Genomic DNA, 26,100 nt, shown 5'->3' with positions numbered 1-26,100 from the left:
AGGAATGCCGTTGCGCTCGCCGCTGCTGGGCGGGCGGCGCAGAGAGCGTCTCGCCAGCTCAGAAATGACTTCGCCGACGCTTCGGTGCTGCTGGGCTGCCATCGCTTTTGCGGCGATCAGGACATCGTCGTCAATCGCTAAGGTCGTTCTCATACCCGCCTCGTCGCGCATCAATCATCACGCATCATATAAAGCAAGTGGTCGGCCGTCTCAAGGTGGATACCGAAAGGACGCGTCATTGCGCCAATTTTCACCAGAACCTGCGAATTTTTGCTCGACATGATGACGGTCGCCAACACGACCTTGCAGGGGGCCGTGAACGATGAGTGCTACCTGCGAAAGGGTGATTTCCGATCTGCGCGAGCCATCGGCTCGCTGGAGGGCTTATTATCCCGAAAGGCTGGCTGTCTTTCCTTTGGCGTGCCGGAAATCGAAGCGGTCCGGCCTGGCGGTAGCCTCACCTACGGCTCGTAGCAGCGGCGTCGCTTAGCGGCGTGCCTCGCACGCCAAATATGACCAGGTGAGGTCAAGGAGCCGTAACGCGACCGCAGCGTCCGCTTTCCGACCAATCGGGGGGCGTACTTTTTCAAGCACCTCCGCTAGAAGCCATGACCGGAAGTCGTATCACTATGAAGGTCGGTTGCGAGGGCTTCACGCTTGAATGATCTGCTCGCGTGGCCTCACTTCCACCATCGCCGCCATCCGTCCAAGGGGACGACGGGATCGGATCGAAACTCGGCGGCGCATTCGATGGCGAGGTGATCAGGCATCCCTCGGAGAAGGGGTGTCGTGTCGGGGTCAGGCCGAGGTAGCCCGCGAGATCGGTTGTCGGGGCAGGGATTCGAACCCCGCGTCACAGCACGAAAGCTGGAAGCAACCTCAGGCGTTCACCGTTTAGCGCGCGACGCTGGTCGCGTCGCGGTCGGGCACATCCTATCTGAACGAACGGCAGGTGGCGGATGACGCCGCCGCTGGACGACTGGAGCAGGTTCTTGATGACTGGACCCCGCCTTACCCGGGCTTATGTCTCTACTATCCCGGGAGACGCAATATCCCGGCGAAGCTGCGCCGGCTCGTCGACTTGATCCACGAGATCAGGCAAAGCAGCGATGTCGAAAGCTCGTCATGACCCAGAAGCTTCGAACGAAGCCCGTACCGAATTTTAAAGCAGGCCTTGAAAAAGTCGTGAGGAGAGAGGGGCTCACGTGGCGAACCTCTCTCCTTGGAGCACAATTTAACGCTGGATGAATGCGAGCATGTCAGCGTTCAGAACATCGGGATGGGTTGCAAGCATGCCGTGGGGATAGCCTGGATAGACCTTCAAGGTTCCGTTCTTCAGAAGCTTCACCGCAAGTTCTGCGGACGCTTTGACGGGAACGATCTGGTCGTCGTCGCCATGCAGGACGAGCGTCGGCACCGAAATCTTCTTCAGGTCCTCGGTCTGGTCGGTTTCCGAGAAGACCTTGATGCCCTCATGATGTGCCTTGGCGCTCCCAATCATGCCCTGGCGCCACCAGTTCTGGATAAGGCCCTGCGAGACTTTCGCGCCTTCGCGGTTAAAACCGAAGAAGGGGCCCGTAGGCAGGTCTAGATAGAACTGCGCCCGGTTGTCGGCCAATGCCTTTCGGAGGCCATCAAAGACTTCGATCGGGGTTCCGTTGGGGTTAGACGGTGTTTGCAGCATCAGCGGCGGAATCGCACTGACGAGAATAGCCTTGGCCACACGGCCCTGCGGTTCGCCGAAGTTGGCGACATAGCGAGCGGTCTCGCCGCCGCCTGTCGAGTGGCCGATATGGACGGCATTTCTGATATCGAGATGCTCGTAGACTGCTGATGCGTCGGCAGCATAATGGTCCATGTCATGACCGTCGCTGACCTGCTGCGACCGTCCATGGCCGCGCCTGTCATGAGCGATCACACGATAGCCCTTCGACAGGAAGAACAGCATCTGGTTGTCCCAGTCGTCGGACGACAGGGGCCAGCCATGATGGAATACGATCGGCTGGGCGTCCTTCGGACCCCAATCCTTGTAAAAGAGATTTACGCCGTCTTTGGTGGTGATGAATGCTTCTGTCATTGCCGTTTCTCCTTCTTGGATGGTTGATACGTTGCTTGTTGCAGCAAACGCCGGGATTCCAGAGGCCAGCGGAAGCGCTGAACCTCCGAGCAAAACGTCTCGACGCGAGACGTTGAATTGTTGATCCTCGGTCATGGTAGTCCTCATGTTGGATGGCATGGCGCACGACTGCTTCTGAAATCAGAAGTTGGTACGAGCGTTGGTTTTCTTCAGACGCCCTTGTAGACAAGGCGCGTGAAGAAGGCGGGGCTGATGATTGCCTTGCCCCATTCCTCGTCAAAGGCCTCCGTCGGGTTGGCTGCGACCGTTTCCTCGACAGAGCGACCTGCGGATTTCAGCCTCGCGACATTGTCCCTGATGGTCGCCAGCATCTCGTGATAGTGCTTGAGCTCATCGAGCGAGCTGAGCGGCTTGCCGTGACCTGGAATGATGACGGTATCCGCATCCACCGCAGCGATGACCTTTGCTGACGCTGCGATTGTTCCGTCTATGCTCCCGCCAGTCGAATAGTCGATGAAGGGATAAAGCCCGTTCCAGAAGATGTCCCCGACGTGGATGACGTTGGCTTCCTCGAATTTAACGGAGATGTCGCTATCCGTATGCGCTGGTCGATAGGCGGTGATGCCGATCTTCGTACCTTCGAGCTCCAGGACCTTGTCGCTTGTGATCAAGGTCGCAGGGATCGCGCCAGAGAAGGCGGAAAATCGAAGTTCCAATCATCAACGCGCTGGGCCTCGAGCAGGTGACGGCGCGTGTTCTCATGAGCATTGATAGCGGCACCCACTGAGTGTAGCCACTCGTTTCCGTCGGTATGGTCGAAGTGCCAATGGGTGTTGATAAGATGCTTGACAGGTTGGTCCCCCAGCTTCGAAAGCGCCTGCTCGATCCGAGCACGGGTTGCCGTGATACCGGCGTCGACGAGGACCTTCCCCTGCTTACCGGTTAGAACGGCGATGTTGCCGCCCGATCCTTCCAGCACGGCAATGTTGCCGCGCACCGGGTAGGTCGTGATGTCAGCCCGGGAAGCTGCATCCCTCAGCGAATCCACGATCGTTCCGGACTTGGCGAAGACATTCGGCGCGAGAAAAGGCGCAACGGAGACGGCTGCAAGGACCCCCGTAAGAAGAGCGCGGCGGCTGACATAGGGTGTGTTGGCGGTGTTCATGGCGAAGTTCCTTGTTGCCTGAGACGATGGCCAGACAGTACGCCTGCCGCCGCATTCGATAATCGGCAAAGTGCACAAGGGATTATTTCGCTTGGCGTAAGAGTTCCGCCAGCGCCCCGTCATGTCGAAGCGCCTTCAACCGCGAATTCCGGAAGCGTGGTGTCTGTGCGCCGCACTGTTGCATCTGGCGTAATGGTCCAGTGCCAAACATGAGTATTCAGCCGGGGGATCGCTCATTGCATCCTGTGTTCACGGATCGGGAATGGACCCGGCCTTCAATCAGGAGCGAACACATGAAACTCTATCACCATCCGCTGTCGGGCCACTCTCACCGCGCCAGGCTCTTCCTTTCGCTGATCGGGCTCCCCCATGAGCTGGTCGAGGTCGATCTGAAGTCTGGCGCGCACAAGCAGCCCGGCTTCCTCCAAATGAACCCGTTCGGGCAGGTCCCGGTCCTGGCTGATGGCGATGTCTTCATCTCCGATTCCAATGCGATCCTCGTCTACCTCGCCAAGAAGTCGGGCCAGACGGAGTGGCTTCCGGAAGATGCCAAAGGGGCGGCCGACGTCCAGCGCTGGCTCTCGGTTGCAGCCGGCGAGATTGCCTACGGACCGGCAGCTGCGCGTCTGGTGACGGTGTTCGGCGCCAAGTTCAACCCCGAAGAAGTCATCGGGCGGGCACATACCATCCTCGGCCGGATCGAGAGCCATCTGCAAGGGCGCGAATGGCTGGTGGGCAACCGCCCGACGATCGCGGACGTCGCGGTCTACAGCTATGTCGCACGGGCTCCGGAGGGCAATGTAGACCTCAGCGCTTATCCGTCCGTGAATGCTCTGCTGGCCCGCGTCGAGCAACTTCCGGGTTTCATCGATTTCGTCAAAACGCCCGTTGGTCTTGCCGCCTGAGCTTCGATAGGGCGTGCGGCACCTCGCACGCTCTCCGCCTTTTTCTGGAGAACGCAGATGTCCATGAAGCTTACAAAACTGCCGACGTGGCATGAAGGCGAGACCTTTATCCAGGAAAAGCTCGGCGTAAAGGAACGCATGGCCTCCGTCGGCCAGCGTGTCGTTCGTGATTTCATGCCGGACCAGCATCGGGACTTCTACGCCCAACTGCCTTTCATCGTTCTCGGGAGCGTCGATCAGGCCGGTGACGCCTGGGCGACTTTTGTCGAAGGCCAGCCGGGTTTCATGTCGTCGCCTTCGCCTGTCATCCTGGATATCCTCGCAAACCGAGATCCAAGCGACCCGGCAAGCGAAGGATTGGCGAATGGCCTGCCGATCGGTCTCCTTGGCATCGAGATGCACACACGCCGCCGCAACCGTATGAATGGTTTTGTCTCGACAATCGACGGTGGTTTTCGCGTCGATGTCGACCAGAGTTTTGGAAATTGCCCGCGCTATATTCAACTGCGCGACTTTAGGTTCGAACGCCAACCGGGAACACTGTTCCAAGGCGAGGCAGAGGAACTGCTTACTCTTGATGATAAGGCACGCGCGGTCATTCGGGAAGCCGACGCTTTCTTCGTAGCGTCCTATGTGGATCGCGAGGACCGGCGTCAGGTGGATGTGTCCCACCGCGGCGGCAATGCGGGGTTTGTCCGCGTCGGTGACGACGGCGTTCTGACGATCCCGGATTTCGACGGAAATCTCTTCTTCGCAACGCTCGGCAACATCCTGCTGAACGGAAAGGCAGGACTTCTGTTCGTGGATTTCACCACCGGCGATATGCTGCAGATGACGGGGAAAGCCGAAGTCATCTTCGATTCGCCCGAGATCGCCGCCTTCCAGGGCGCTGAGCGATTTTGGACATTCAAGCCGACGCGTATTGTTCGGCGGCGTAATGCACTGGCTCTAAGATGGGCTTTCCAGAAGGACGGCTGGTCGCCGAGTTCCTTGATGACGGGCAGCTGGCAGCAGACGGTCGACCGTTTGCGTGCCACAGAGCTTGCTAAAAGCTGGCGGCCAATGACCGTCACCGCGATCGTCGATGAAAGCGCGACGATCAAGTCTTTCCACCTCCGGCCAGGCGATGGCGCAGGGCTGCTCCCGCACGCGGCCGGTCAGCATCTGCCCATCCGCATGAAGCTGCCCGGCGAAGATAAGGCGGTCATTCGCACTTACACGCTCTCGGTCGCGCCGTCCGACGGGATCTACCGCATCAGCGTTAAGCGAGACGGCCGGGTTTCTCAGTTCCTGCATGATACTATTGCTGTCGGCGATGTCATCGAGGCGCGCGCCCCGGCCGGCGACTTCAGCATCGACGCCCGCTCGACACGCCCAGCGGTGCTTCTTGCAGGCGGCGTCGGCATCACGCCGATGCTCGCGATGCTCCGTCACGTCGTCTACGAAGGGCTCCGCAAGCAGTGTATCCGTCCGGTCACGTTGTTCTACGCGGCTCGCTCCAAGGCCGACCGACCGTTCGATAAAGAGATCGGCGAACTAATTGGTGCGGCCAAGGGCGTTGTGCGCTTGGTCAGGGTCCTCAGCGACACTACGGATGCTGAAGAGGGCAGGGACTTCGACGCGGCAGGGCGGATCGATATGGCGATGCTGACGCGGTTCCTCCCCTTCAACGATTATGATTTCTACCTCTGCGGACCTGCCCAGTTCACCCAAGGCCTCTATGACGGACTGCGGGCTCTCAACATTGCTGACGATCGCATTCAGGCTGAAGCTTTCGGTCCGTCGTCGCTGGTCCGCGCGGGGCAAGCCACACCAGCCCTGATGTCTCCCGCCGCGCAGCCGTCCGAAAAATCTGTGCCCGTCATATTCACGAACTCCTTGAAAGAGGCGCGGTGGACGCCTGGTTCCGGCACTCTCCTGGAGTTCGCTGAGGCGCGCGGCCTCGAACCCGATTTCAGTTGTCGGGAAGGAAACTGCGGGACGTGCCGGACGAAGCTCGTCAAGGGCGCCGTCGCTTACGTCAAACAGCCCACTGCGAAGATCGACGCCGACGAAGTGCTCCTGTGCTGCGCTGTTCCTGCCGACCAGGAAGGCGGCCTGCAGCTCGCTGTCTAAGGGCCGATTGCTGCGTCCAGCGTAACGGTCCCTTGTTTCCTTTCGATGTTCAGCAATCGTCCCGACCGGATCATGTTCAATCTCAAGAGAGCGACGTCTCTCTCCCAATCGACAAAGGAGAATACAATGTCACGCATTCCTACCCCCGCAACGATCGACGAAGCTCCAGAAGCCTCTCGTCCGATCCTCGAGACCATCCAGAAGCAGATCGGCTCCGTCCCGAACATCTTCCGTCTGGTTTCCAACAGCCCCGCCGCATTAACCGGTTTGACGTCTCTCCAGGGCGCACTTGGCAAGGGCAAGCTGCCGCCGGCCACCCGCGAACGCATCGCCCTCGCCATGGCTGAAGCCAACGGCTGTGACTATTGCCTCTCGGCCCACACCTTCACTGGCACGAAGTTCGCCAAGCTCGACGAAAGTGAAATCGCTGCCAACCGTAACGGCACGTCGAACGATCCGAAGGCAGCTGCTGCGGTCGAGTTCGCCAGGGCTCTGACGGTCGCTCGCGGGTCCGTCGCGCCAGGCGAAATCGCCAAGGTTCGTGGTGCGGGCTACAGCGATGCCGAGATCGTCGAGATCATCGCCCACGTGGCTCTCAACACCTTTACCAATTACGTGAATGAGGCGCTTGATACCGAGATCGATTTTCCCCGTATTGATCGCGCCGCTGCGTGACGACACGGCCCAAGAGGCGGTGCAAGATGCGCCGCCTCTCACCACAACGGTCAAACATCAGCCTGAGAGGAGTTTATACATGTCCCGTCCCCCGCTTCCCCCATTCACGCAAGAGAGCGCCATCGAAAAGGTTCGGCTTGCCGAAGATGGCTGGAATAGCCGTGACCCTGCCAAGGTCGCGCTTGCCTACACGCTCGATACGCGTTGGCGTAACCGCGCCGAGTTCGTCAAAAACCGTGCTGAGGCAGAGGCCTTCCTGACCCGCAAGTGGAACAAGGAGCTCGACTATCGCCTCATCAAGGAACTCTGGGCTTTCACCGGCAATCGCATTGCCGTCCGGTATGCCTACGAATATCGCGACGACAGCGGCCAGTGGTTCCGCGCCTATGGCAACGAAAACTGGGAGTTTGCCGAGGACGGCCTGATGCGGGAACGTCATGCGAGCATCAACGAACACCCGATCGCTGAAGCCGATCGCAAGTTTCGCTGGCCGCTGGGCCGCAGACCGGACGACCATGCCGGCCTGAGCCACTTTGGTTTTTAGGCGGCTGAGCCAGGAGATGGAAAGATGGCCGGCTCGTCAATCGATCCACGGGTAAGGCTTTCGATAGAGCTTGCTCTTACCGGAACCGGTGCAAGCCCGAGCTTGCTCGCGAGACAGGAGGAAGCCGGACGCGCCATCGGCATGACCGGCGCCGAGATGGACGTGGCAAGGCGGGGCTCAAGCTTCGACTTCAGCGCGTCGATCGCTGTTTCCCTTGCTTTGAACGCCTGCCGGGAAACCCGTCAGCGTGCATTACGCGCTGGCTTATCCGAAGAAACCTGTGCGGAAATAGAACGCATCGCGCGAGCGATCCGCACGCCAACCACGTGATCCGTTGCTGTTTGACGTAATCCCCTTGAGGCTTCGGTTCCATGCATCTAAGTATTGGAAAATAGAGCGCTTTGGGGGAATGGATGGACCGTTGGCAAGCAATGAGGATCTTTGTGAAGGTCGCCGAAACTGAGAGTTTCGCGGATACCGCGCGCCAGATGTTCATGAGCGCTCCGGCTGTCACCCGCGCGGTTGCTTCGCTCGAGGATCTGATTGGAGCGCGCCTCTTGGTGCGAACAACCCGCTCGGTAAAGATGACCGAAGCGGGCGTTCGCTATTTTGAAGATTGTCGTCGGATCCTTGCCGATATCGCAGAAGCAGAAGCGGCCGCCGGCGGTTCCTACGCTACACCGACGGGAACCCTGTCCATAACCGCGTCAGCGCTGTTCGGGCAAATGTACGTCCTTCCGATCGTAACGGATTATCTCGACGCATACCCGACCATGAAAGCGAAGACGCTGTTCATCGATCGACCGGTCAACATCGTGGAGGAAGGAATCGACGTCGCGGTGCGTATCGGCCATCTTCCTGACTCCAATCTTTCGGCCGTGAAAGTAGGAACGGTCCGTCGCGTCATGTGCGGTTCGCCATCGTATTTCGAGCGCTACGGCGTCCCGAAATCGCCAGCCGATCTCAAAGATCACCGCATCGCCGCATCGACCGCGGCCTGGGCTTCACCTGAATGGAAGTTTGGCGACGATCTGCGTGTATCTGTGGACGCGGCTCTGCAATGCAACACCAACGAAGCCGCTATACAGTCAGCGCGTGAAGGATGGGGCCTGACAAGGGTCCTTAATTATCAGATCGGTCCGGCACTCCTCGCTGGAGAGCTGCAGATCGTTCTCAGCGAGTTTGAAGAACCCGCTTTGCCAATTCATATACTTCATCCTGAAGGAAGGCATGCCCCCGCCAAGGTCCGCGCCTTCGTCGATTTGGCTGCGGCGAGACTGCGCGAGAACCGGCTACTAAACTGACGTTGGTCATGCACCGGATGGACGAAATGCGCCGTGCGTAGACGCACAGCGATGGCGTGAGGTCTGAAATCGCCGCTACAAGGCGGCCATGCCGTTCGTGCCAGGCAGGCTTCACGGCTCCAGGCGTAAAAATGGTTTGAAGAATTTGACATCATATCCTTCCGTCGACGCCCGCAACTCAGGATCAGAATGAGACCAGACCTCAGCTTGCATGTCGACGATCGCGAGCATCCCGGCGACATTTCCGCCGAGGTTTGCCAGGTGCTCCAGTCGCGCGGCAGGATTGGCGAACTCTTCATAGACGACCGCCTCGGTCTCGTTGTCATTCAAGAAGATGTCGTAGCGGATTGTTCCCTGTGTCTTTCTCCCGCGCCACTCTAATGCTATCTGCGGCGATACGCTTGAATTCGTCCAGTTTCCCGGGGTGAATCTTCAATCGCACCATCGCCTGGAACCGACCCGACTTCGCCGTCCCACCATCAGGCAGGCAGGGAAGTCCGTGTATCCTGACGCTCGCCCGTCCGGACCCTGACCCAAATAGACGCTGTGGTCGGCTGTATTGAGCGGTGCACCAGTGGAAACACGCTCGATGAAGTCGGGATTGGCCAGTACCATCGCGCCGAAGGATTCGAGATCGGATGCTATATCCTTGCCGATGTCCTCGCGGGGCCGGCCAGGGCGGTTGAGGATCAGTACGTGGCCCCAAAGCTTCCGGAAATCATGAAGGATGTCATCGTCGCCATAATGGACGATGTGAATATAGGCGAGGCCTATTTTGTTGAGTTCCGTGACCAGGTAACGGAACAGGTCCGGACCTTCGTCGCCGTGATCGAGGCCAAAACCGGCAAAGCCGGGAGACAGACGGATCCCCGTTCGATCGGCACCGATCTCAGCGACGATCGCCTGCGCGACTTCAATTGCGAAACGCGCTCGGTTTTCCAGTGAACCGCCATATTGGTCGGCGCGCTGGTTGGCGCTAATCGCGAGGAACTGGTGGATCAGGTACGCGATCCCATGAATTTCGACCCCGTCAGCCCCGGATTCGATCGCGCGCTTCGCAGCATAGGCGTAATCTTTGACTGTCGACTGAACTTCTTCCGTCGTCAGCGCTCGGTGGGTCGGAATGTCTTTCATGCCATCGAGCGTATAAATCTGCTCTCCAGGCGCGATCGCCGATGGTGCAACACCTCGCCGATGGTGGGGCGTATTGTCGGGATGTGACATCCGGCCGGGATGCATGAGCTGGTAGAACACGTGACCGCCACGAGCATGAATGGCTTCGTTGACTGCCCGCCAGCCAGCAACCTGGCCGTCGGTGTATATGCCGGGCGTCATCAGATAACCTTGGCCATCTTCCGAAGGTTGTGTGCCTTCCGTAATAGTGAGCCCGACGCCAGCTCGCTGGCCGTAATATTCTGCTGCAAGTATGCCCGGCGTTCCATCAGCGTTGGCGCGCGCTCGGGTCATCGGAGCCATGACAAATCGGTTCTGCAGCCGGATCTTGCCAAGTGTAAAAGGAGAATGGATGTCTGTCATCGAACTACCTGTGAGGTTCCGGTTGAGGCTGATCGAACCCCGTGGGCGGAGGCGGTCGGCGCCTCCGCACACGTCCTGATCACGGAAGCGGGCTGTCGATCTTTACGAAGTCGTGAGCAATGAGTGGACCGCCGGGCGACTGAAACAGTCGGCTGCAATGCTCGATGTCGCCGAGATCCAGACCGAAGAAACCGAGCTGGTCGATCAGTTTCGCGACCTCTGCCTTTGCAGCTTCGTCGTCGCCCGCGTAAAACAGCACACGCCGTCCACCATCGGCATCCGGGGCTTTCTCCAGGTTCATGAAGTAGTGGTGGTTAAACGCTTTGACGACACGGGCACCCGGCGCCCACTCCTGAATGATTGCGCTCGACGCACGGCCGGCCACATCGATCGGCGGCAAAGGAGGGCGCTGCATCGGGTTGTTGGTATCGACAAGAATTCTGCCGTTCCAACCAGGCAGTTTGGCGAAGATAGCCTGCAGCTTCGGCCAATTGACCGAGACGAAGACGATATCCTTTATCGCTGCTTCTTCAACTGTTCCCGCCGTAATCGACGGACCTGCCTTGGCGACAAGCTCTCTGAGCGCTTCTGGGCCACGGCTGTTTGCGACTGTCGCTGCGATGCCATTAGCGCCAAGACGCTGAGTAATGGCCCCACCGATCATGCCAGCGCCAATGATGCCAATTGAAGGCATTTCAAGTCTCCTGATTTGATTCCATGTAGGTTGGTGCCAGGGGTTCAGTCCCTGGCGGGTCGCAAGAACAATTGTTGCTGATCAGGCAAAACACTCCGTCGTAACCGCAACCATGAGTGCGGAAGACGACACGGCGGTCGATCATTGATTCGGCGGTTGCGGGGAGCTATTGTCGGCTGCCCCGTCACATGTTGTGTGGATAGGGATCGGCCTCAGGCCGTCGTTGCAGCCCGGGCCGCCATCGTCGCCTTTGCCCACCAGACGAGCTCGTCGAGTGCAGCGGTGGCAGACGGGATGAGGTTTTGCTCAATCGTCTCGATAGGCTGGTTTCCAACGGCCGGGAAGATCGTGAAGAAGTCACTGCCGCCGATATGGACCGTGGCATGCGTGGAGACCATGTGCATTTCGATGCCGATTAGACGCAGATGCTCGATTGCGCGTGCGGCACCGACACCACCGTAGCCGATCGCGGTGAATGGCTTGTGGTTCCATTCCTTATAGGCCTGGTCAAGCGCGTTCTTCAGGGCGCCGGTCAGCGAGTGATTGTATTCAGCGACAACGAAGATGAACCCGTCAAAACGGGCAAGCGTCTGCTGCCAGCGAACAGCCCCGGGGTTCTGGCTCGGCACCCATGCGTTGGACGCTACTTCATCAAAGAATGGCAGGTTGAACTCCCGCAGGTCAACGAGCTCAACATCGAGATCGGTGCGCGCCTGGGCCTGCTTGAGCATCCACTGTGCAGGCACGTCAGCAAAGCGGGCTGCGCGGGTCGAGCCGATGATCAGGGCAATCTTCGGCTTGGTACTGGACGTAAGTGACATCGTATTTTCCTTGAGTTGCGATCAGAGCCACTGTGGCATCGGATATGTTCTGCAGAGGAAACATGCCGTATCGGGTTGCCCTACACTAGCTAGCGAAACAGGCACTCGCTGTCGCTTGGATAGGAACACCTGAGGTCTTCGCACGACGGCGAAAAGAAAGAGCCGGACAGCGATCATGTATGTCCGGCTCTTTGGGTCGTACGGGCGGTGGATGACGTTCAGTTTGCGTAGACAGCGGCCGCAGAAGGTCCATTGCGCTTGGCGAAATAGGCATCGAGGCTGAGCGCGCCGGCTCCGAATGCGACGACCTGCAGAAGGCCACCGGTCATCATGACGTTCTTGAAGAAGTGGACCATCGTGTTCTCATCGGCGAGATTGCTGTGGAAGTAGTAGGCGGTGACCAGGGTGAAGATGGCGAGCAGAGCGGCGACCGGCCGGACCTTGTAGCCGGCGACCAGCAGCAATCCGCCGCCGATTTCGAGCGTGATCGCGCCGATTGCACCGAGCAGGGGAAGCGGGATACCGACCATCTGCACAAGGGCTACGGTCTTGGCGAAAGTGGCGGCCTTGGCGAGGCCGAAAAACAGAAAGGGGAGACCGATGAGAAGACGGCCGGCGAGAGGAAGATAGCGAGTGTCAGACATGTTCATTCTCCGTTGGTTGATTTGGATGGTTCCGCATCCGTGTTAAGACGATGCCTGCGGAATGGCACTCGCACTAGCCACCGAACCTGCTACGCGATGTCCCCAAAAGCGGGACAGGTGGCTGCGACTTCGCGAGCACAGTGTTCCCGCTCGACAGCCCACTCGCGAAGAAGGGCTCGGCCGTATCTGCCGTGACAAGCAAAACGTCTGCAGGTTTTATCGCGACGAGGGAGGTTGCCTGGTCGCTGACCGCCGCGATGTCGCCCCTCTGGAGACATTTGCCTCCGATCCTGACGTCGCCTTTCATGACGATAAGTACGCGGGCAATGCGGCGATTGGTGTGGGCGGGAAGAAGGTGCGGACCGACGTCAAGATGCGCATCATGCAGCCAGGCTTTCACCCGCAGAATAAGCGGCGCACGGGTCCGCGCAGCAAGGAGTCTCCATGGTCGAGGCTGCGTTGTGGTAATGTCTGCGAACTGGACCAGCGGCTCGAGTCCGGAACGTTCCGGCCTCAGCACAACGTGGAACGCCTCGACCGGGTCGCGACCCAGAACCCGCTCCTCGTGCTGAAACGCCACGCCCGCATTGATCACGCGTAGCCGGGTCGATGAGATCTTCTCCTCGTGCCCCATGCTGTCGAGATGAAGGACCGTGCCGGAGCGTACGTAGCTGAAAATCTCGTCGTCCCTATGAGGGTGCATCGAGGCTACGAACCCTGGAAGCGCATAGGTGCGCTCGATCTTGCCAATCGATGCAAGGCCGCTGTCATCTGGGCCGAAGGAGAAACCCGGGTAAGTGGTTTCGACCGTGCATCCTTGTTTCCAACTCCCGCTTCGGCGTTCAGGTTTGATTTTCTTCGTGTCCACGTGACGCGCCCTCGATGAATTGGCGGCACTACGGGCCAGCGCCGCAAGCAAACTCAAATACCGTCCTCAGGACTGGCACAGTAGCCAGCGAAAATGCTATTCGCTGTCGCAGTTAGGGGGACAGGAGCAGTGGATGGAAATTGAAGATCTAAGGACGTTCGTGGAGGTGGCGGACGCGGGAGGTGTGAATTCGGCGGCTCGGCGCCTAGGGCTTGCCAAGTCAATTGTCAGCCGAAGGGTGCTGCGCCTTGAGGAGGAACTCGGCGTTCAACTGCTGGCGCGTACCACGCGTGGCGCAGCGTTGACAGAAGCCGGAGCCTTGTTTCGAGATCGGGCCGCAGAGGTGTGTTCGACCATAGAGGCCGCGCGCGAGGAGATGTCGCCAGAGGGGGAACTTCAGGGCCTGCTCCGGATTGCGGCTCCCGCGTCGTTCGCCGCACAGCTTGCGCAATCACTTGCGGAGCTCGGGCGGCGCCATCCCGCACTGCATGTTCATATCCGGTTTAATGATCGATACGTCGATCTGGTTGCAGAAGGTTTCGATTGTGGCATTCGCGTCGGCTATCTGGCTGATTCAAATCTGGTGGCCCGCAAGATCGGTTCACTTGGCGTGCGGCTTTACGCTAGCCCCGACTACATCAATCAGCATGGCGCTCCAGGGACGCCGGCCGATGTCTTGAAACACAATGCGATCACGCCGGGAACAGACGCATGGACCTTCACCAAGGCCGACACAACCGTCACCGTTCATCCGCAAGGGCGCTTCAAGGCTGACAGCGCGCACGTTCTCGTCGAGGCTGCCATCGCTGGAATTGGTATCGTCGCCATGGGTGAGATCGTCGCTGAGCCATTCGTCCAGAAGGGTGCTCTTGTTCCCATCATGACCGATTATGAGCTGCCGCCGGTTGGCATCTATGTCGTCAGACCTCCTGGACAGAACCCGGCGCGCAAAGTCCGGGTGCTCATTGACCTGTTGGCCCAGGAGTTTGCTGCTGTGAGGGTCGCGTAAGAGGCCCGGCTCATAAGGTCGGGCTACGTGTTGCATTTATTCCGCTGAATGTAACAATCTCTTGTTAAATACAAACATTCTCCTCGCGCATCGAAAGGACGAAGGTGTTTCCAGGCAAAACAAGCCGCCTGAACCACCCCTGAGGAGAACCACAATGTCCCGCACTCTTGCCACCCTGCTTCTCGCTTCCGCCAGCCTATTCTTATCCGCTTCCACCAGCATAGCGTTCGCCGAAACGCCCGCGATCACGCAACAGGCGCCCCCCACGACCCACTATCGATCCATGAAGATCGACGGTGTCAACGTCTTCTATCGCGAAGCCGGTCCGGCCAACGGCCCTGTCGTTGTCCTGCTTCACGGCTTTCCGACCTCATCCCACATGTTCCGCAACCTGATCCCGCTGCTCGCAGACCGCTACCGCGTCATAGCCCCTGACTACCCGGGCTTCGGCCAGAGCGACGCTCCCGATCACACCAAGTTCGATTATTCCTTCGGACACTATGCCGATATCGTCGATACGCTGCTGACCCAGCTCGGCGCGGCCAAGTATGCGATGTATCTCATGGACTACGGGGCACCTGTCGGCTACCGGCTGGCGCTCAAGCACCCGGACCGCGTGACCGGCTTGATCGTCCAGAACGGCAATGCCTATGACGAAGGCATCCGAGATTTCTGGAACCCGATCCGTGCCTACTGGAAGTCGGGGGCGAAGAAGGATCGGGAAGCGCTCTCGGTGCTCGTCGCGCCGGAGACAACCAAGTTCCAGTATACCGATGGCGTCAAGGACCTGACCCGCATCAGCCCCGACAACTGGGTGCACGACCAGGCGCTGCTCGACCGGCCGGGGAACAAGGATATCCAGCTCGACCTGTTCTACGACTACCGCACCAACCTGCCGCTCTATCCGCAGTTCCAGGCATTCTTCCGCGACCGCAAGCCGCCGACTCTGATCGTCTGGGGCAAGAACGACAAGATTTTCCCGGAAGACGGTGCTCATCCTTACCTGCGCGATCTTCCCGAAGCAGAGCTCCATCTGTTGGATACCGGTCACTTTGCACTCGAAGACAAGCTGGACGAGATGGTACCGCTGATACGAACTTTCCTCGATGGCAATATCGCGAAGTGAAAACGCTATCGGCTTCCTGGACCGGTCGAGAACGGTTCAGAAAGCTTTCACCATCGAAGCAGTCTTCACCTCCCACGCTTTCTACCCAGTTTTATCGACGCGCCTGCCGCACCTTTTTCCCGCGGCAGGCTATTTTGGTTCGTCTTGACAAGGAGGTGGTTGGCCAAGCTAGCTGCCGACGACTCTTTTTGGATGCAGTAGGCGCAGGTCCGAAGTTCGATCCTCATCAAGAGCTTTACCTCCGCAGCCATTCGCAGGCGGCTTTTGCCAGCCGCCGGATCGTCTGCGGCGGCTGTCATGAACGCATCGCGCATGCGCCGAAGATCGACGAAGCCGCATTCTTGCGCAATCTTCTCCATGGGATGACGGGTCTCCTCGATCATCAGGCGGGCGGCCATGCGCCCGATCATGCTGACGGCGGCTGCGGCAACGCTCGCGCTGATCCCGATCTCGAAAGAGAATTTCTGGGTCCGATGGCCTATGCTATGATGGGCGGAATTGTAGTCGTAACGCTACTGACGCTGCTCTTCCTGCCCTTTATCTTGCCTGGTTTCGCATTCCCCGTGACGGCACACAGCACGACGCGATCTGATGTCTGCCGTTAGAAGACGACCTGTGCTCCTGGGCGGTCAGGTCTTTCCGTCCTGATGGCCCATAAATACTTCCGGCTGGAGAGTTCTCCAGCCGGTCGCAAGGGCGACGGTCACACCAACGTCGTGGTCTGGCCTCCATCCATGCCAATGTTGACACCGGTCACGTAGCTCGCCTGTTCTGAGGCTAGGAATACTGTCACCTGGGCGACCTCTTCTGGAGTTGCCATCCGGCCCATCGGAATCCGCTTTATCGCCGCATCGCGAGCTTCTGCTTCTGTGATGCCGTTTTGCTTCGCGTCCGTCTTCAGCCCCTCGGTGACACGGTCCGTCTCGGTAAAGCCAGGATTGAGGCCAACCACTCGAATGCCTTGATCGCCATAAGCTGTTGCGAGACCGACGGTCGCCAGCATGAGCGCAGCATTGGCCGCTCCGCCAGCAAGGTGTAAGGGCGATGCTGTCTTCCCACCATTGCCGATAATGTTAATCACCACGCCGGACTTCCGCGCTGCCATCAGCTTGATTACAGGGTCGATCACATTGATGTAGGTGAAGTATTTTGCATCCATGGCCGCTCGCCACGCCGCGGGAGTGAGATCGGCCACGGCGGTTCTTTTCGCGGCCCCTGCAGAGTTGACCAAAACGTCGATTTTCCCGAACTGCTTCTCAACACTCTGGATCATGTTGAGCGCATCGGCATCTGACGAGACGTCCGCAGCAAACCCTACTGCGCCCGGAATTCTTTCCAGTGCCCCGTCAATATTTACTTGAGAGCGCGAAGAGATGACAACCGTGGCCCCCTCTTCGCCAAACAGCCGGGCGCATGCAAAGCCAATCCCTTTTGAGCCGCCAGTAATCAAGACCACCTTGTTTTCCAAACCAAGCTTCATCTTTATCGCCTCGCCATTGACAAAATCGTTGAGAATATATCAATTTTCATGTGTCGGGATGATACACCATCGGTGATCGGCATAAAGGCTTGCAGGCTCAGCGATGTATTGCGTGGGCCTCGTAACTCCTAGCAGCGCATGCAGACTTCTACATCGAAAGAGTCGAGTACGCGCTGCCGCTGGCCGACATCCGAATTTTTACAATGACCACGACTAAACTCATAACTTGAGCAGCGGATGGGGCCTGGCCTCGGCCTGAACCTCCCTTTGGAGATCCGCAGCGTTTAAGCGGCGGGTATGGATTGTTCTAAAAGAGGTTCCGGCGCGCCGGTAGGTTGGCGGTGTCGCGAAATATTTTGACCGTATTGCGCAATGACGCCAAATGCAGTTTCAGATAATTTATGACAACCAAAGTCCAGATTTCTCCGCCCATGTGAAATCTGGATGCGCTGGTGTTTGACTCCGACCCCAGTCCAAACACCAGCGCCTTTTCTCCTTGCCGCGTGCTGCGGTATTAAAAACTTGCTGGACCGTCGAATGAGCATCCGAGTACCTGATTTTGCGCAAAAGCTCTTCTATGCCGCAGCGCTTACATCCTTTTTTGCCACTTCATCTCTCGCACAGGGGCTTCTGCCAGCCTCGTCTCGCTGTGACCGTCGTGGAACTGAAGCAAAAATCCGTCGCCTGGAGCTATCACTACTCGGCACGGATTGCGCCTAGCCGTGATGTTGACGTGCGCGGACGGCGGCCGATGCCGAATTGACACCGGGCCACCTGTGACGATTGGCCGGACACCAAGCAGGTCTCGTCCCTAAAATTGCACTCGCCAAAAACCAATCTCGCAAGGTCGATGGAGAATTTCATGAAAATGGACGCCTCTAAGTTTCCCTATGTCTGGGTCGATTTCACTCACAGTCACGCAGAGCCAGAGCATGATCACACGGAAGATTTCGAAAGATTTGAAGCTCTTCTGGCACGGAAGGAAAAATTCGTTTTTCTCAGTCTGACGGCTGAAGAAGATGACCACGAGCACACCCAGGAGGAAAAGAAGCAAGTCTCTCTATGGATGAAAAAGCACAAGCAGGATCTTCGCACATACGTAAAAGGCATGGTTCATATTGAGCCCGGTGCAGCAAAACGCCTGGCGATGAGGGCGTTCGCGGGGGCCTTCTCGAAATTTTGGGGCTATCCGTTGCTCATTGCGGGTTCCGAAGGGGAGGCCCTGGGGTTTGCTGAGCATCTCCTGTTAGATCCGCCCGATAAGTAGAGATCTCGGGAAATCTGCTCCAACCGCAATCCTGAAACGGCCGGACAAGGCAATCATCTCGACGATAAGGGGTCTGGCCGGATTGCAACATATTTTGTCCGGATGTCGATATGCAGAAGTCGAACAAACATGACATACAACATCATCTTTTTTGCCGAAGGCCGATGATGGGCATCTTCCATTGCCGGTTTCGACTGATGCTCTAGGAAACAGTTGTGTCACGAGCGCCTTACTTTGCTGCGATGTTCATGGTGTTCTCTTTCCTCGCGCCGTTGAGTAGCGCGCATGCGGACGGAGTTATGGTTCAACATGCGATGGGTGAATCCCAGGTCAAGAAAGACCCGAAGACCGTTGCGGTACAAGATGTTTCAGCGCTCGACACCCTGTATGCGATTGGCGTTGATGTGCAGGCGGTTCCGAACGATATTTTTGTGCCGTATCTGCATAAATTTGACGGTCCAGAGTATCGCAAGGTCGGCTCCGTCTTTGAGCCGGATTACGAAGCCCTCAACGCGATGGCACCCGATCTGATCATTGTTGGCGGCCGGTCGAGCCCGAAATATGGGGAGGTGTCCAAGATCGGCCCGACAATCGATCTCACTCCAGACCTGAAGGATCGGCTGGGAAGCACAATCAAATATGCGGAAGAATTGGGAGAGATATTCGGCAAGCAGAAAGAGGTTTTTGAACGGGTGACGAAACTAACTCAGTCGGTCGAGTCGGTTAAGGAGAAGGCGCGCGCAACAGGAAACGGCCTGCTGGTCATGACGACAGGCGGCAAGATGTCGGCTATGGGGCCCGGGACATGGTTCGGAATGCTCTATGATACGTTCGGCATAACGCCAGCGGTCAAAGACCTCGGCACCAGCTTCCACGGCCAGATCGTCTCACCTGAATTCGTGCTTGAGACCGATCCCGATTGGCTCTTTGTCATCGATCGCGACGCCGCGATCGGGCAGGCTGGTGCTTCCGCAAAGCAGGTTGTCGACAACGAGCTGATCCGGCAAACGAAAGCCTGGAAATTGGCTCACGTCGTCTATCTCGATCCGGTCAATTGGTACATTGTCAGCGACGGTTTGATCGCGATGCAGGCTATGGCCGACGAGCTTTCCAAAGCTCTGTCCAGCGGTCAGTGAGGGCAAGTTTCGCTGGCGGCATCGCAGTGAAGTATTTCGTCATCGGCATATGTGGTCTCGCGGCGCTCGTCCTCGTCAGCCTCTTGGTGGGCGCAGTGACGTTGTCGCCCCATGATCTGTTCTTCGGGCAGAGCGAAAAGGCGAAATTGATCCTTTTTTCGAGCCGTGTTCCGCGCACGATTTCTCTTGTTCTGGCGGGGGCTTCGATGGCGATCGCCGGCTCCATCATGCAGATGCTGTCGCGGAATCGCTTTGTGGAACCGGGTACGTCCGGCACGATAGAATCGGCAATATTTGGCCTTCTCCTTGTGACGCTGGTTGCACCCGGCTTACCTGTCTTCCTTAAAATGCTTGTGTCGGTCGCAATGGCATTGCTTGGTACCGCCCTGTTTCTGGTGGTGCTCGAACGCGCGCCTTTGCGATCGCCTCTGTTGGTTCCATTGGTCGGCTTGATGCTTGGCGGTGTGATCAACGCAGCCGCGACCTTCATTGCTTACCGGTTCGACGTTCTTCAGTCACTCGTCGGATGGTCGACGGGAGATTTCTCGATGGTGCTTCGCGGTCGCTATGAATTGTTGTGGGTATCATTTGTTGCGGCCGTCGCTGCCTATGCGATTGCCGATCGCTTCACTCTCGCCGGGCTTGGCCAGGACATATCTGTTAATCTCGGCGTGAATTATCGACGAACATTGGTCGTGGGGCTCGGCATCGTCGCCCTCGTGACGGCATCCGTCGTGGCGACGGTCGGCGCGGTGCCATTCGTGGGACTGGTCGTGCCGAATGTCGTGAGCATAATGATTGGCGACAACGTGAGGAGAGCGGTCCCCTGGACGGCGTTACTGGGCGCAGCATTCGTGCTCGGCTGCGACATTGTAGGGCGCACAATCATAAGGCCGTACGAGATACCGTTGGGATCAATCGTTGGCGTGCTCGGAAGCGCCATCTTCTTGCTTCTCCTCAAGCGGGCGGCATCACGATATGGCTGAATCGATCGACAGCCGCAGATCGGCAGTGGTGCTTGTCTTCCTTGCCGTTCTTGCCTCTGTAGCAGCTTTCGCCTTTCTCACGATCGATCTAGGGCCGAACTGGTCCTACGCTGTTGGCCTCAGAACACAAAAGCTCGCAGCACTGGTGCTGGTTGCCTATGCCATCGCGACGTCAACGGTCGTGCTCCAAACGATAACCGAAAATCGAATTCTCACACCGTCAATCCTGGGATTTGACGCCTTCTACATACTCATACAAACGATCCTGGCTTACGGATTCGGCCACCTGTCCATAAGCAACACGAACCCGCAAATCCTCTTTCTGCTACAGACCGGGATCATGGTCGGCGCCTCGGTATTGATCTATCGATGGATGTTGGACGGACGAAAACGGGATCTACAGTTCGTCGCGCTGGCCGGTCTGATGTTTGGAATCCTCCTTCGCAGCGTTTCCAATTTGCTTCAGCGCGTGATTGATCCCGGAGAGTTCGCCGTGCTGCAAGATCGCATGTTTGCAAGTTTCAATCTTGTTCATGCAGATCTATTGGGAATGTCGGCCATTCTGATCGGCGTAGCCTCTCTGATCGGTTGGCGGATGCGAAGCGATCTCGACGTCCTTGCCCTTGGCCGTGACACCGCGATCAATCTCGGGCTGGATTATACCCGAGCGGCAAGGGTGGCGCTTTTTCTGGTCTCGGTGCTGGTCTCTGTCTCGACGGCATTGGTCGGGCCGGTCACGTTTTTCGGCTTGCTTGTCGCACATCTCGCCTATCGGATCGCGGGCACCCACCGCCACGCTTTCATTTTGCCATCAGCGGTATTCATCGCTTCAATCACTCTGATAGCAGGTCAGTTCATGCTTGAACGGTTGTTTGCTTTCACAACGAGCCTGAGCATCGTCATCGAATTTTTCGGCGGCATGGTTTTTCTGTTCCTCATCACCCGGAGAGCAACTTGATCGAAACACGGGCCCTCACAAAGCGCTATGGCGAGGCCGTGGTTGTCGATAACATATCCGTCGGGATCCCGCGTGGCGGAGTGACGTCCATCATCGGTCCGAACGGTGCAGGGAAATCAACGCTCCTCTCCCTCATCAGCCGGCTGACACCTCCAACGAGTGGTGCCGTCACGATCGATGGAACGAGCATCGCCTCCATACAGGGCCGGCATCTGGCGAAGCTTCTGTCGATTCTCAGGCAGGACAATCATTTTTCGGTGCGGCTGACCGTGTCGGATTTGGTGGCATTTGGACGCTATCCCTATTCGCGGGGCCACCTGACGCCAGAAGATCACCAACATGTCGACAAGGCCTTGGCCTACCTCGGCATAGCTGGCCTCGAGGCTCGATATGTTGATGAGCTCTCAGGCGGTCAAAGGCAACGTGTCTTTCTGGCCATGGTTCTTTGCCAGGACACGGATTATCTGTTGCTGGACGAGCCTTTGAACAGTCTGGATATCAAGCATGCTGCAATCACCATGCAACTGTTGAGGCGTGCCGCTGACGAACTCGACAAGACGATCGTCACAGTCCTCCACGACATTAATTTCGCAGCGGCTCATTCTGATCGTGTCATCGGAATGAAGGATGGGCGCATCTTCTGTGATGGGCGACCGGATGAGGTGTTCGCTCCTGACTGTCTATCGAAGCTGTTTGAGATGGAAATGAGTGTCCGGGTCTGGGAAAAGCAGACGATCATCAATTATTTCGCGGCTGTATCGCGGCGGGACTAGAGGCGCGAAACCGATTCAACTGGATGAGGCGGTTCGTGAACCAACATCCTTATTGTGTTCGGTTTCGTTGGTCGGGGAAGGACCGCCGGATCAGGTGCAAGGAGCTGAAGCGCCAATCTCAAAACGAACGTGCTTCAGCCAGGCTGTAGGTTTGGTCCATCAGGTACCGGGCCGGCGGCTTTCCTAACGTCTTTCGAAACATTGTCACGAAACTGCTTGCACTTTCATATCCGAGATCTATCGCGACATTTTGGACGATTTCGCCGTCGCCTAGTCGCTGAAGCGCTAGGACAACATGCAGCTGGCGGCGCCATCGACCAAAGCTCATCCCAGTCTCAACGAGAAGCGATCGGCTCAAGGTGCGTTCGCTTAATCCGATCCTCGCTGCCCATTGGGCTAGAGTCGCCTTGTCGCCCGGATGTTTGAGAAGCAAGTCTGCAAGCTGTTGAAGGGGAGCCGATTTCGGCATCGGAAACGAAAGCTTCACTTCTTGTGCGGCATCTAATTCATCTAACAGAACTGCCAGGATGCGAAAATCGACGTCGAAGAATGGCGCGTCGACAGGCGACAGCGCGCACCTGAGAACCAGTTCCCGCAAGAGAGGCGAAACGGAAAGAGTTGCGCAGGACTTTGGCTGCTTGCTGATCAATTCAGGTTCGATAAAGACCGCGTAGCATTCGATATTACCTGACAGGCGCCCCGAATGAGCTTTCCCCGCGGGCATCCACAGAGCGGAATGGGGAGGGACAATCCACACACCATCGTCTGCTTCGCAAGTCACCATTCCTCTGAGATTGATCAGAAGCGATGCCTTTCTGTGAGCGTGTTGTCCTTTCTCCCAGTAGGAAACGGCCTTTTTTGCACCAACGACGATGAGAGGTTTATCCACGGTATCAGGATCAAATTCGGTCTCGAATTCTTCCAAGACAGGCATTGAAAAACCTCTTCATCATCTTCGGTCAGTATGGGCTCAGACGCAAATGCCATCAAAGCGCTGCTATAGCGTAGCCCGTCAGAAGGACTTTGAAATCCCCACCCCCAAGACGCGGCCCTGGCTCACGGAAACAACCTGGCTTCCGAGGAAACCGGCGGCGCCAAACGTTTCATATCGTTCGTCAAACAGGTTGCGTCCGAAACCGTAGATTTCGAAATCGCCGCCCGCGTCTTTCCAACCCACCCGAGCATTGACGATGCTATATGCGTCAAGGTCAAATGTGGACTGCACATCAGCAGGCCGGGAGCTTCTGTACTGATAGTCGACAGCGGCATTGAACGAGCCGGGCAGGCCCACCATTTCAGCATCCGTTTCATAAGCCAAGCCCGCCGAGACACTCCATTCCGGGATATTGGGAACCCGGTTCCCTTCGAAAATCGAGCTCGCTCCGTCTGAGCCGAGCCGGGTGTGTGTGTAGCCTACGCCCGCGTTGAAGCTCAATTCGTCCGTAATTGCAGCACGCGCCTGTAGTTCGAACCCAGACGTCTCGTAACTCTGGAAGGTCGTGGCAAAGCCTCCAAGGCCCGGATCATAATAGCTCAGGACGCCGTTCTTCACGTCGTTGTAAAAGACACTCCCGTCCAGTTCGAGACGGTCGTCGAAAAGCGCAACCTTGGTGCCAAGTTCATAAGTCCAGTTCTCGGCCGCCGGATAAGCGTCAGCCACAACACCGTTGTTCGGATACGAAAACAGCGGGTAAATTCTGGTCCCATGGCCCCGGGCAATGGAGACGTAGCTCTGTGCGGAGTCGGTCCATTTGTAAGCGAGCGCGGCGCGTCCCGTGAGATAGGTGCCATCGGCATCGCTGTCGCCAGTGAGGCTGGCAACCCGAAGATCGTTGGTCTGTTTGAATTTGATGTCGTCATGGCTCAGACGACCACCAAATGACACTTCCCATTTGTCGCCAAGCGGGACGGAGGCGTCACCGAACAGGCCAAGATTCAGAGCACGAAGATTCGTGTCCATGGTGACAAGACCGGAATAGGGGAACGGTGCGCATTGAGGAGCGGTGCAGCTATGGTCGAGATCTGAGTAATTGAGGCTCCCTCCCACGACCCACCTGATATCATCTCCTTCAAGCGAGTTCAGCCTAATCTCCTGACTGAAAATTTTTTCCTTGTCGACGCCGTGCCAAACATTGCTCCCTACCAACGGGAACAACGACGGAATGAGGACATCATTTGCTTCGGTCCGGGCCGTCATTTTGTTATTCTGAAAGCCGGTGATGGACGTGAGGGAAAAGTTTTCGAACTCGTGCTTGATCGTGAGTCCGACATCAGCATGTGTCGTAACATAGTCCGGTTCTGTTACGACCCCACTGATCGGAAACCCCGACGCTCCACGCAAAAGAGAAAAGGGGGCATTGGAATCGTCACGAAGATAATTTCCGGTCAGGGTGACAGTCGTGTCATCGAGGCCATTGAATTGCAGCCCTCCGCGGAAGGCACCAATTTTTCTCGCGCCGAGATCGTCGGTAAACAGGCTGTCGATATCCCCGTCATAGTGGTTGAAACGAATCGCCATTCGCCCGTTCAAAGCGTCGGGAATGAGCACGCCGCCGAGTGTGGCTTCGCCCATGGCATAGCCATGTTCTCCGTATTCGGTCGTGATCTTTGCCTCGTGTTCGCCGTCCGGCTGTTTGGTGGTCACATTGATTGCGCCGCCAAGCGCATTCGTACCCCAAAGCGTTCCCTGCGGTCCGCGAAGAACTTCAACATGATCGATGTCGAAGAGCATATTCTGAGAACTCATCATACTCTGGGGTATGCCATCAACCGTAAAGCCGATTGTGCCATCGGAAAAGTTGTTCGGCACGCCCAAGGAACTGATGCCGCGGATCGAAAAGAACTGCCTCCCCACTGATGCATTCTGCCACACGACGTTTGGAGACGTTGCCGCAATCGCTCCGCCTGAGTCGAGCGCATTACTTTCAATGTCTTCCGGCTTTACGACGGTGATGCTTTGAGGCACATCCCTAATTTGCTCTTCTGTTTTTCGTGCGGTTATGACGATCGGCTCGAGGACGGTCGCTTCCTGTTCGGTCGCGTCCTGGGCGCTTGCAGGTACAGCCGCCGTGGCCGCTATCGCAAGCATCGACACGCGAGCAAGGCATTTCATCCTATATTTATTTTGGAATCTATTTTGTTCGCCTTGCTGGCCATCCAAATAGCTGCTCATTTTTAATCGCCCCGATTAACTTGACTATTTTAGTCTTCTAATCGGCTTCATGATCACGAGCATTTCGACATCTGGACAAAATATTTTTCATTTCGGCCAAGCCGTTCTGGGGGAAAAGCGCTGTGACATTTTTACGACATAGAGTGCTTCCTTATTCAGTCTTTAAGCTGAGTTAGAGAAGCTTGACTGTAGAAGCGAAACTTCCACGTCTCGCACCGCCTCAGCGGAAACTGCGAGTGGCAAACTGCAGCGCTTTCAACGCATCAGTTGGTTGTTTGGGAGATCTTTTGCAAAAATATGCGCGTCAGTGACGGCTTGCGAAGGTTACTTTCGCGTGTGCAGCTGTAGCAGGCCTCTTCCTGGTATTCATTCGTAACGCGCGACGGCGAGGTCAGTGGCGTCGATCTCTGGTTGCCTGCCTGAAACGAGGTCGGCGATCACCCGCGCGGAACCGGAGCTCATCGTCCAGCCGAGTGTGCCGTGGCCAGTGTTGAGGAAGAGGCAAAAAGCAGTGCCTTTCCTGCCGGCAGCGCTCCTACCACGCCGGCTAGTTGGGGGTCATCGTAGCCAGGCGTGACCATACTTCCCAACTTGGCGCCATCGAGAAAGAAATAGGGCACGAAACGGCCGGTCTGGTCGTGAAGCGGCTTGCCTATGAAGTCCTTGTCTTGTCCATCGAAAGCGTTTGGATTCCAGACCGTGAAAGCCGCGAAAGCCAGGGGGTTGTTTTCGACGGTTTCGGATAAAATGTTGACCTTGCCCCGTTGAAATAATCCATTTTGAAGTAAGCTCTGGCCCGTTGAGAGGACCAGGGAATGAAGCGCAAGCGTTTTACAGACGAACAG

The 26,100-nt window shown here is 57.3% G+C and carries 26 protein-coding genes and 4 pseudogenes; 16 read left to right on the top strand and 14 right to left on the bottom strand.

Annotation, left to right across the window (positions count from 1 at the left end; genetic code table 11):
* Window positions 1-153: CopG family transcriptional regulator (locus tag FHT70_RS30550; protein WP_246722033.1), on the bottom strand; the 153-nt coding region annotated here is incomplete at its 3' end.
* 169 nt (window positions 154-322) lie between these two features.
* On the opposite strand from FHT70_RS30550, the pseudogene FHT70_RS30545 reads away from it, so the two are divergent.
* Both FHT70_RS30545 and FHT70_RS28960 read left to right on the top strand, forming a co-directional pair.
* Window positions 323-471, top strand: a pseudogene (locus FHT70_RS30545) (damage-inducible mutagenesis protein); the annotation flags it as partial.
* A gap of 436 nt (window positions 472-907) precedes the next feature.
* The gene (locus FHT70_RS28960) at window positions 908-1,129 is read left to right on the top strand and encodes a LysR substrate-binding domain-containing protein (RefSeq protein ID WP_259668322.1); all 222 of its coding nucleotides are present in this window, start codon (window positions 908-910) and stop codon (window positions 1,127-1,129) included.
* Between the two features lie 105 nt (window positions 1,130-1,234).
* Here the strand turns inward: FHT70_RS28960 and FHT70_RS28955 are convergent, their stop codons facing one another.
* Window positions 1,235-2,212 carry an alpha/beta hydrolase gene (locus FHT70_RS28955; protein ID WP_183706611.1) on the bottom strand — a complete coding sequence of 326 codons (978 nt, stop codon included), beginning with the start codon at window positions 2,210-2,212 and terminating at the stop codon, window positions 1,235-1,237.
* A 74-nt stretch (window positions 2,213-2,286) separates the two neighbouring features.
* Window positions 2,287-3,242, bottom strand: a pseudogene (locus FHT70_RS28950) (MBL fold metallo-hydrolase).
* A 293-nt stretch (window positions 3,243-3,535) separates the two neighbouring features.
* On the opposite strand from FHT70_RS28950, the gene FHT70_RS28945 reads away from it, so the two are divergent.
* From FHT70_RS28945 to FHT70_RS28920, 6 genes are all read left to right on the top strand, one after another.
* Entirely contained in the window at window positions 3,536-4,147 is a 612-nt protein-coding gene (locus FHT70_RS28945) for a glutathione S-transferase (protein WP_183706610.1), read from the top strand.
* A gap of 57 nt (window positions 4,148-4,204) precedes the next feature.
* Window positions 4,205-6,262, top strand: coding sequence for a pyridoxamine 5'-phosphate oxidase family protein (locus tag FHT70_RS28940; RefSeq protein WP_183706608.1), 2,058 nt, complete (start codon window positions 4,205-4,207; stop codon window positions 6,260-6,262).
* A gap of 126 nt (window positions 6,263-6,388) precedes the next feature.
* Window positions 6,389-6,937: a peroxidase-related enzyme gene (locus tag FHT70_RS28935; protein ID WP_183706606.1), complete on the top strand. Its 549-nt coding sequence runs from the start codon at window positions 6,389-6,391 to the stop codon at window positions 6,935-6,937.
* A gap of 79 nt (window positions 6,938-7,016) precedes the next feature.
* A complete protein-coding gene (locus FHT70_RS28930; RefSeq protein WP_183706604.1) occupies window positions 7,017-7,481 on the top strand; it encodes a nuclear transport factor 2 family protein in 465 nt (154 codons plus the stop codon).
* A gap of 24 nt (window positions 7,482-7,505) precedes the next feature.
* On the top strand, window positions 7,506-7,811 hold the full coding sequence (locus FHT70_RS28925) for a hypothetical protein (RefSeq protein ID WP_183706602.1): 306 nt from the start codon (window positions 7,506-7,508) through the stop codon (window positions 7,809-7,811).
* An 83-nt stretch (window positions 7,812-7,894) separates the two neighbouring features.
* The gene (locus FHT70_RS28920) at window positions 7,895-8,785 is read left to right on the top strand and encodes a LysR family transcriptional regulator (RefSeq protein WP_183706600.1); all 891 of its coding nucleotides are present in this window, start codon (window positions 7,895-7,897) and stop codon (window positions 8,783-8,785) included.
* A gap of 111 nt (window positions 8,786-8,896) precedes the next feature.
* On the opposite strand, the gene FHT70_RS28915 is transcribed toward FHT70_RS28920, so the two are convergent.
* The 6 genes from FHT70_RS28915 to FHT70_RS28890 all read right to left on the bottom strand — a co-directional run bounded on the left by FHT70_RS28915 (window position 8,897) and on the right by FHT70_RS28890 (window position 13,348).
* Window positions 8,897-9,115, bottom strand: coding sequence for a hypothetical protein (locus tag FHT70_RS28915; RefSeq protein WP_183706598.1), 219 nt, complete (start codon window positions 9,113-9,115; stop codon window positions 8,897-8,899).
* A gap of 102 nt (window positions 9,116-9,217) precedes the next feature.
* On the bottom strand, window positions 9,218-10,321 hold the full coding sequence (locus tag FHT70_RS28910) for an alkene reductase (protein ID WP_183706596.1): 1,104 nt from the start codon (window positions 10,319-10,321) through the stop codon (window positions 9,218-9,220).
* Between the two features lie 79 nt (window positions 10,322-10,400).
* Window positions 10,401-11,015, bottom strand: coding sequence for an NAD(P)-binding domain-containing protein (locus FHT70_RS28905; RefSeq protein ID WP_183706594.1), 615 nt, complete (start codon window positions 11,013-11,015; stop codon window positions 10,401-10,403).
* 212 nt (window positions 11,016-11,227) lie between these two features.
* Entirely contained in the window at window positions 11,228-11,836 is a 609-nt protein-coding gene (locus tag FHT70_RS28900) for an NAD(P)H-dependent oxidoreductase (protein WP_183706592.1), read from the bottom strand.
* 218 nt (window positions 11,837-12,054) lie between these two features.
* Window positions 12,055-12,480, bottom strand: coding sequence for a DoxX family protein (locus tag FHT70_RS28895; RefSeq protein WP_183706590.1), 426 nt, complete (start codon window positions 12,478-12,480; stop codon window positions 12,055-12,057).
* Between the two features lie 73 nt (window positions 12,481-12,553).
* Complete coding sequence (locus FHT70_RS28890) at window positions 12,554-13,348, bottom strand: pirin family protein (RefSeq protein ID WP_183706588.1); 795 nt, start codon at window positions 13,346-13,348, stop codon at window positions 12,554-12,556.
* 133 nt (window positions 13,349-13,481) lie between these two features.
* Here FHT70_RS28890 and FHT70_RS28885 point away from each other — a divergent pair, with 133 nt between their 5' ends.
* Window positions 13,482-14,357 carry a LysR family transcriptional regulator gene (locus FHT70_RS28885; RefSeq protein WP_183706586.1) on the top strand — a complete coding sequence of 292 codons (876 nt, stop codon included), beginning with the start codon at window positions 13,482-13,484 and terminating at the stop codon, window positions 14,355-14,357.
* 154 nt (window positions 14,358-14,511) lie between these two features.
* Entirely contained in the window at window positions 14,512-15,483 is a 972-nt protein-coding gene (locus tag FHT70_RS28880; RefSeq protein WP_183706584.1) for an alpha/beta hydrolase, read from the top strand.
* 65 nt (window positions 15,484-15,548) lie between these two features.
* Here the strand turns inward: FHT70_RS28880 and FHT70_RS28875 are convergent, their stop codons facing one another.
* Window positions 15,549-15,881 (bottom strand): hypothetical protein, encoded by a 333-nt coding sequence (locus tag FHT70_RS28875; RefSeq protein ID WP_183706582.1) that lies wholly within the window; start codon window positions 15,879-15,881, stop codon window positions 15,549-15,551.
* On the opposite strand from FHT70_RS28875, the pseudogene FHT70_RS28870 reads away from it, so the two are divergent.
* Window positions 15,880-16,075 (top strand): annotated as a pseudogene (locus tag FHT70_RS28870) (hypothetical protein); the annotation flags it as partial. The gene FHT70_RS28875 and the pseudogene FHT70_RS28870 overlap by 2 nt on opposite strands.
* Before the next feature lie 111 nt (window positions 16,076-16,186).
* On the opposite strand, the gene FHT70_RS28865 reads toward FHT70_RS28870, so the two are convergent.
* The gene (locus tag FHT70_RS28865; protein ID WP_183706580.1) at window positions 16,187-16,963 is read right to left on the bottom strand and encodes an SDR family oxidoreductase; all 777 of its coding nucleotides are present in this window, start codon (window positions 16,961-16,963) and stop codon (window positions 16,187-16,189) included.
* An 862-nt stretch (window positions 16,964-17,825) separates the two neighbouring features.
* Here FHT70_RS28865 and FHT70_RS28860 point away from each other — a divergent pair.
* From FHT70_RS28860 to FHT70_RS28840, 5 genes are all read left to right on the top strand, one after another.
* Entirely contained in the window at window positions 17,826-18,230 is a 405-nt protein-coding gene (locus tag FHT70_RS28860; RefSeq protein ID WP_183706578.1) for a hypothetical protein, read from the top strand.
* A gap of 215 nt (window positions 18,231-18,445) precedes the next feature.
* The gene (locus FHT70_RS28855; protein WP_348649570.1) at window positions 18,446-19,366 is read left to right on the top strand and encodes a siderophore ABC transporter substrate-binding protein; all 921 of its coding nucleotides are present in this window, start codon (window positions 18,446-18,448) and stop codon (window positions 19,364-19,366) included.
* A 26-nt stretch (window positions 19,367-19,392) separates the two neighbouring features.
* Window positions 19,393-20,352 (top strand): iron chelate uptake ABC transporter family permease subunit, encoded by a 960-nt coding sequence (locus FHT70_RS28850; protein WP_183706576.1) that lies wholly within the window; start codon window positions 19,393-19,395, stop codon window positions 20,350-20,352.
* Window positions 20,345-21,310, top strand: coding sequence for an iron chelate uptake ABC transporter family permease subunit (locus FHT70_RS28845; RefSeq protein WP_183706574.1), 966 nt, complete (start codon window positions 20,345-20,347; stop codon window positions 21,308-21,310). Before FHT70_RS28850 ends, FHT70_RS28845 begins: the two co-directional genes overlap by 8 nt.
* Window positions 21,307-22,083, top strand: a complete 777-nt coding sequence (locus FHT70_RS28840) for an ATP-binding cassette domain-containing protein (RefSeq protein ID WP_183706572.1) — start codon at window positions 21,307-21,309, stop codon at window positions 22,081-22,083. The genes FHT70_RS28845 and FHT70_RS28840 overlap by 4 nt, the downstream gene beginning before the upstream one ends.
* Window positions 22,084-22,201: 118 nt before the next feature.
* Here the strand turns inward: FHT70_RS28840 and FHT70_RS28835 are convergent, their stop codons facing one another.
* The 3 genes and pseudogenes from FHT70_RS28835 to FHT70_RS28825 all read right to left on the bottom strand — a co-directional run.
* Window positions 22,202-23,017: a helix-turn-helix transcriptional regulator gene (locus tag FHT70_RS28835; RefSeq protein ID WP_183706570.1), complete on the bottom strand. Its 816-nt coding sequence runs from the start codon at window positions 23,015-23,017 to the stop codon at window positions 22,202-22,204.
* Window positions 23,018-23,095: 78 nt separating this feature from the next.
* A complete protein-coding gene (locus FHT70_RS28830) occupies window positions 23,096-25,255 on the bottom strand; it encodes a TonB-dependent receptor (RefSeq protein WP_183706568.1) in 2,160 nt (719 codons plus the stop codon).
* A gap of 458 nt (window positions 25,256-25,713) precedes the next feature.
* Window positions 25,714-26,100: pseudogene (locus FHT70_RS28825) on the bottom strand (hypothetical protein); the annotation flags it as partial.

Source organism: Rhizobium sp. BK049 (genome assembly GCF_014193135.1).
Lineage (GTDB): Bacteria > Pseudomonadota > Alphaproteobacteria > Rhizobiales > Rhizobiaceae > Rhizobium.
This window is presented reverse-complemented; position numbering and strand designations above follow the sequence as displayed.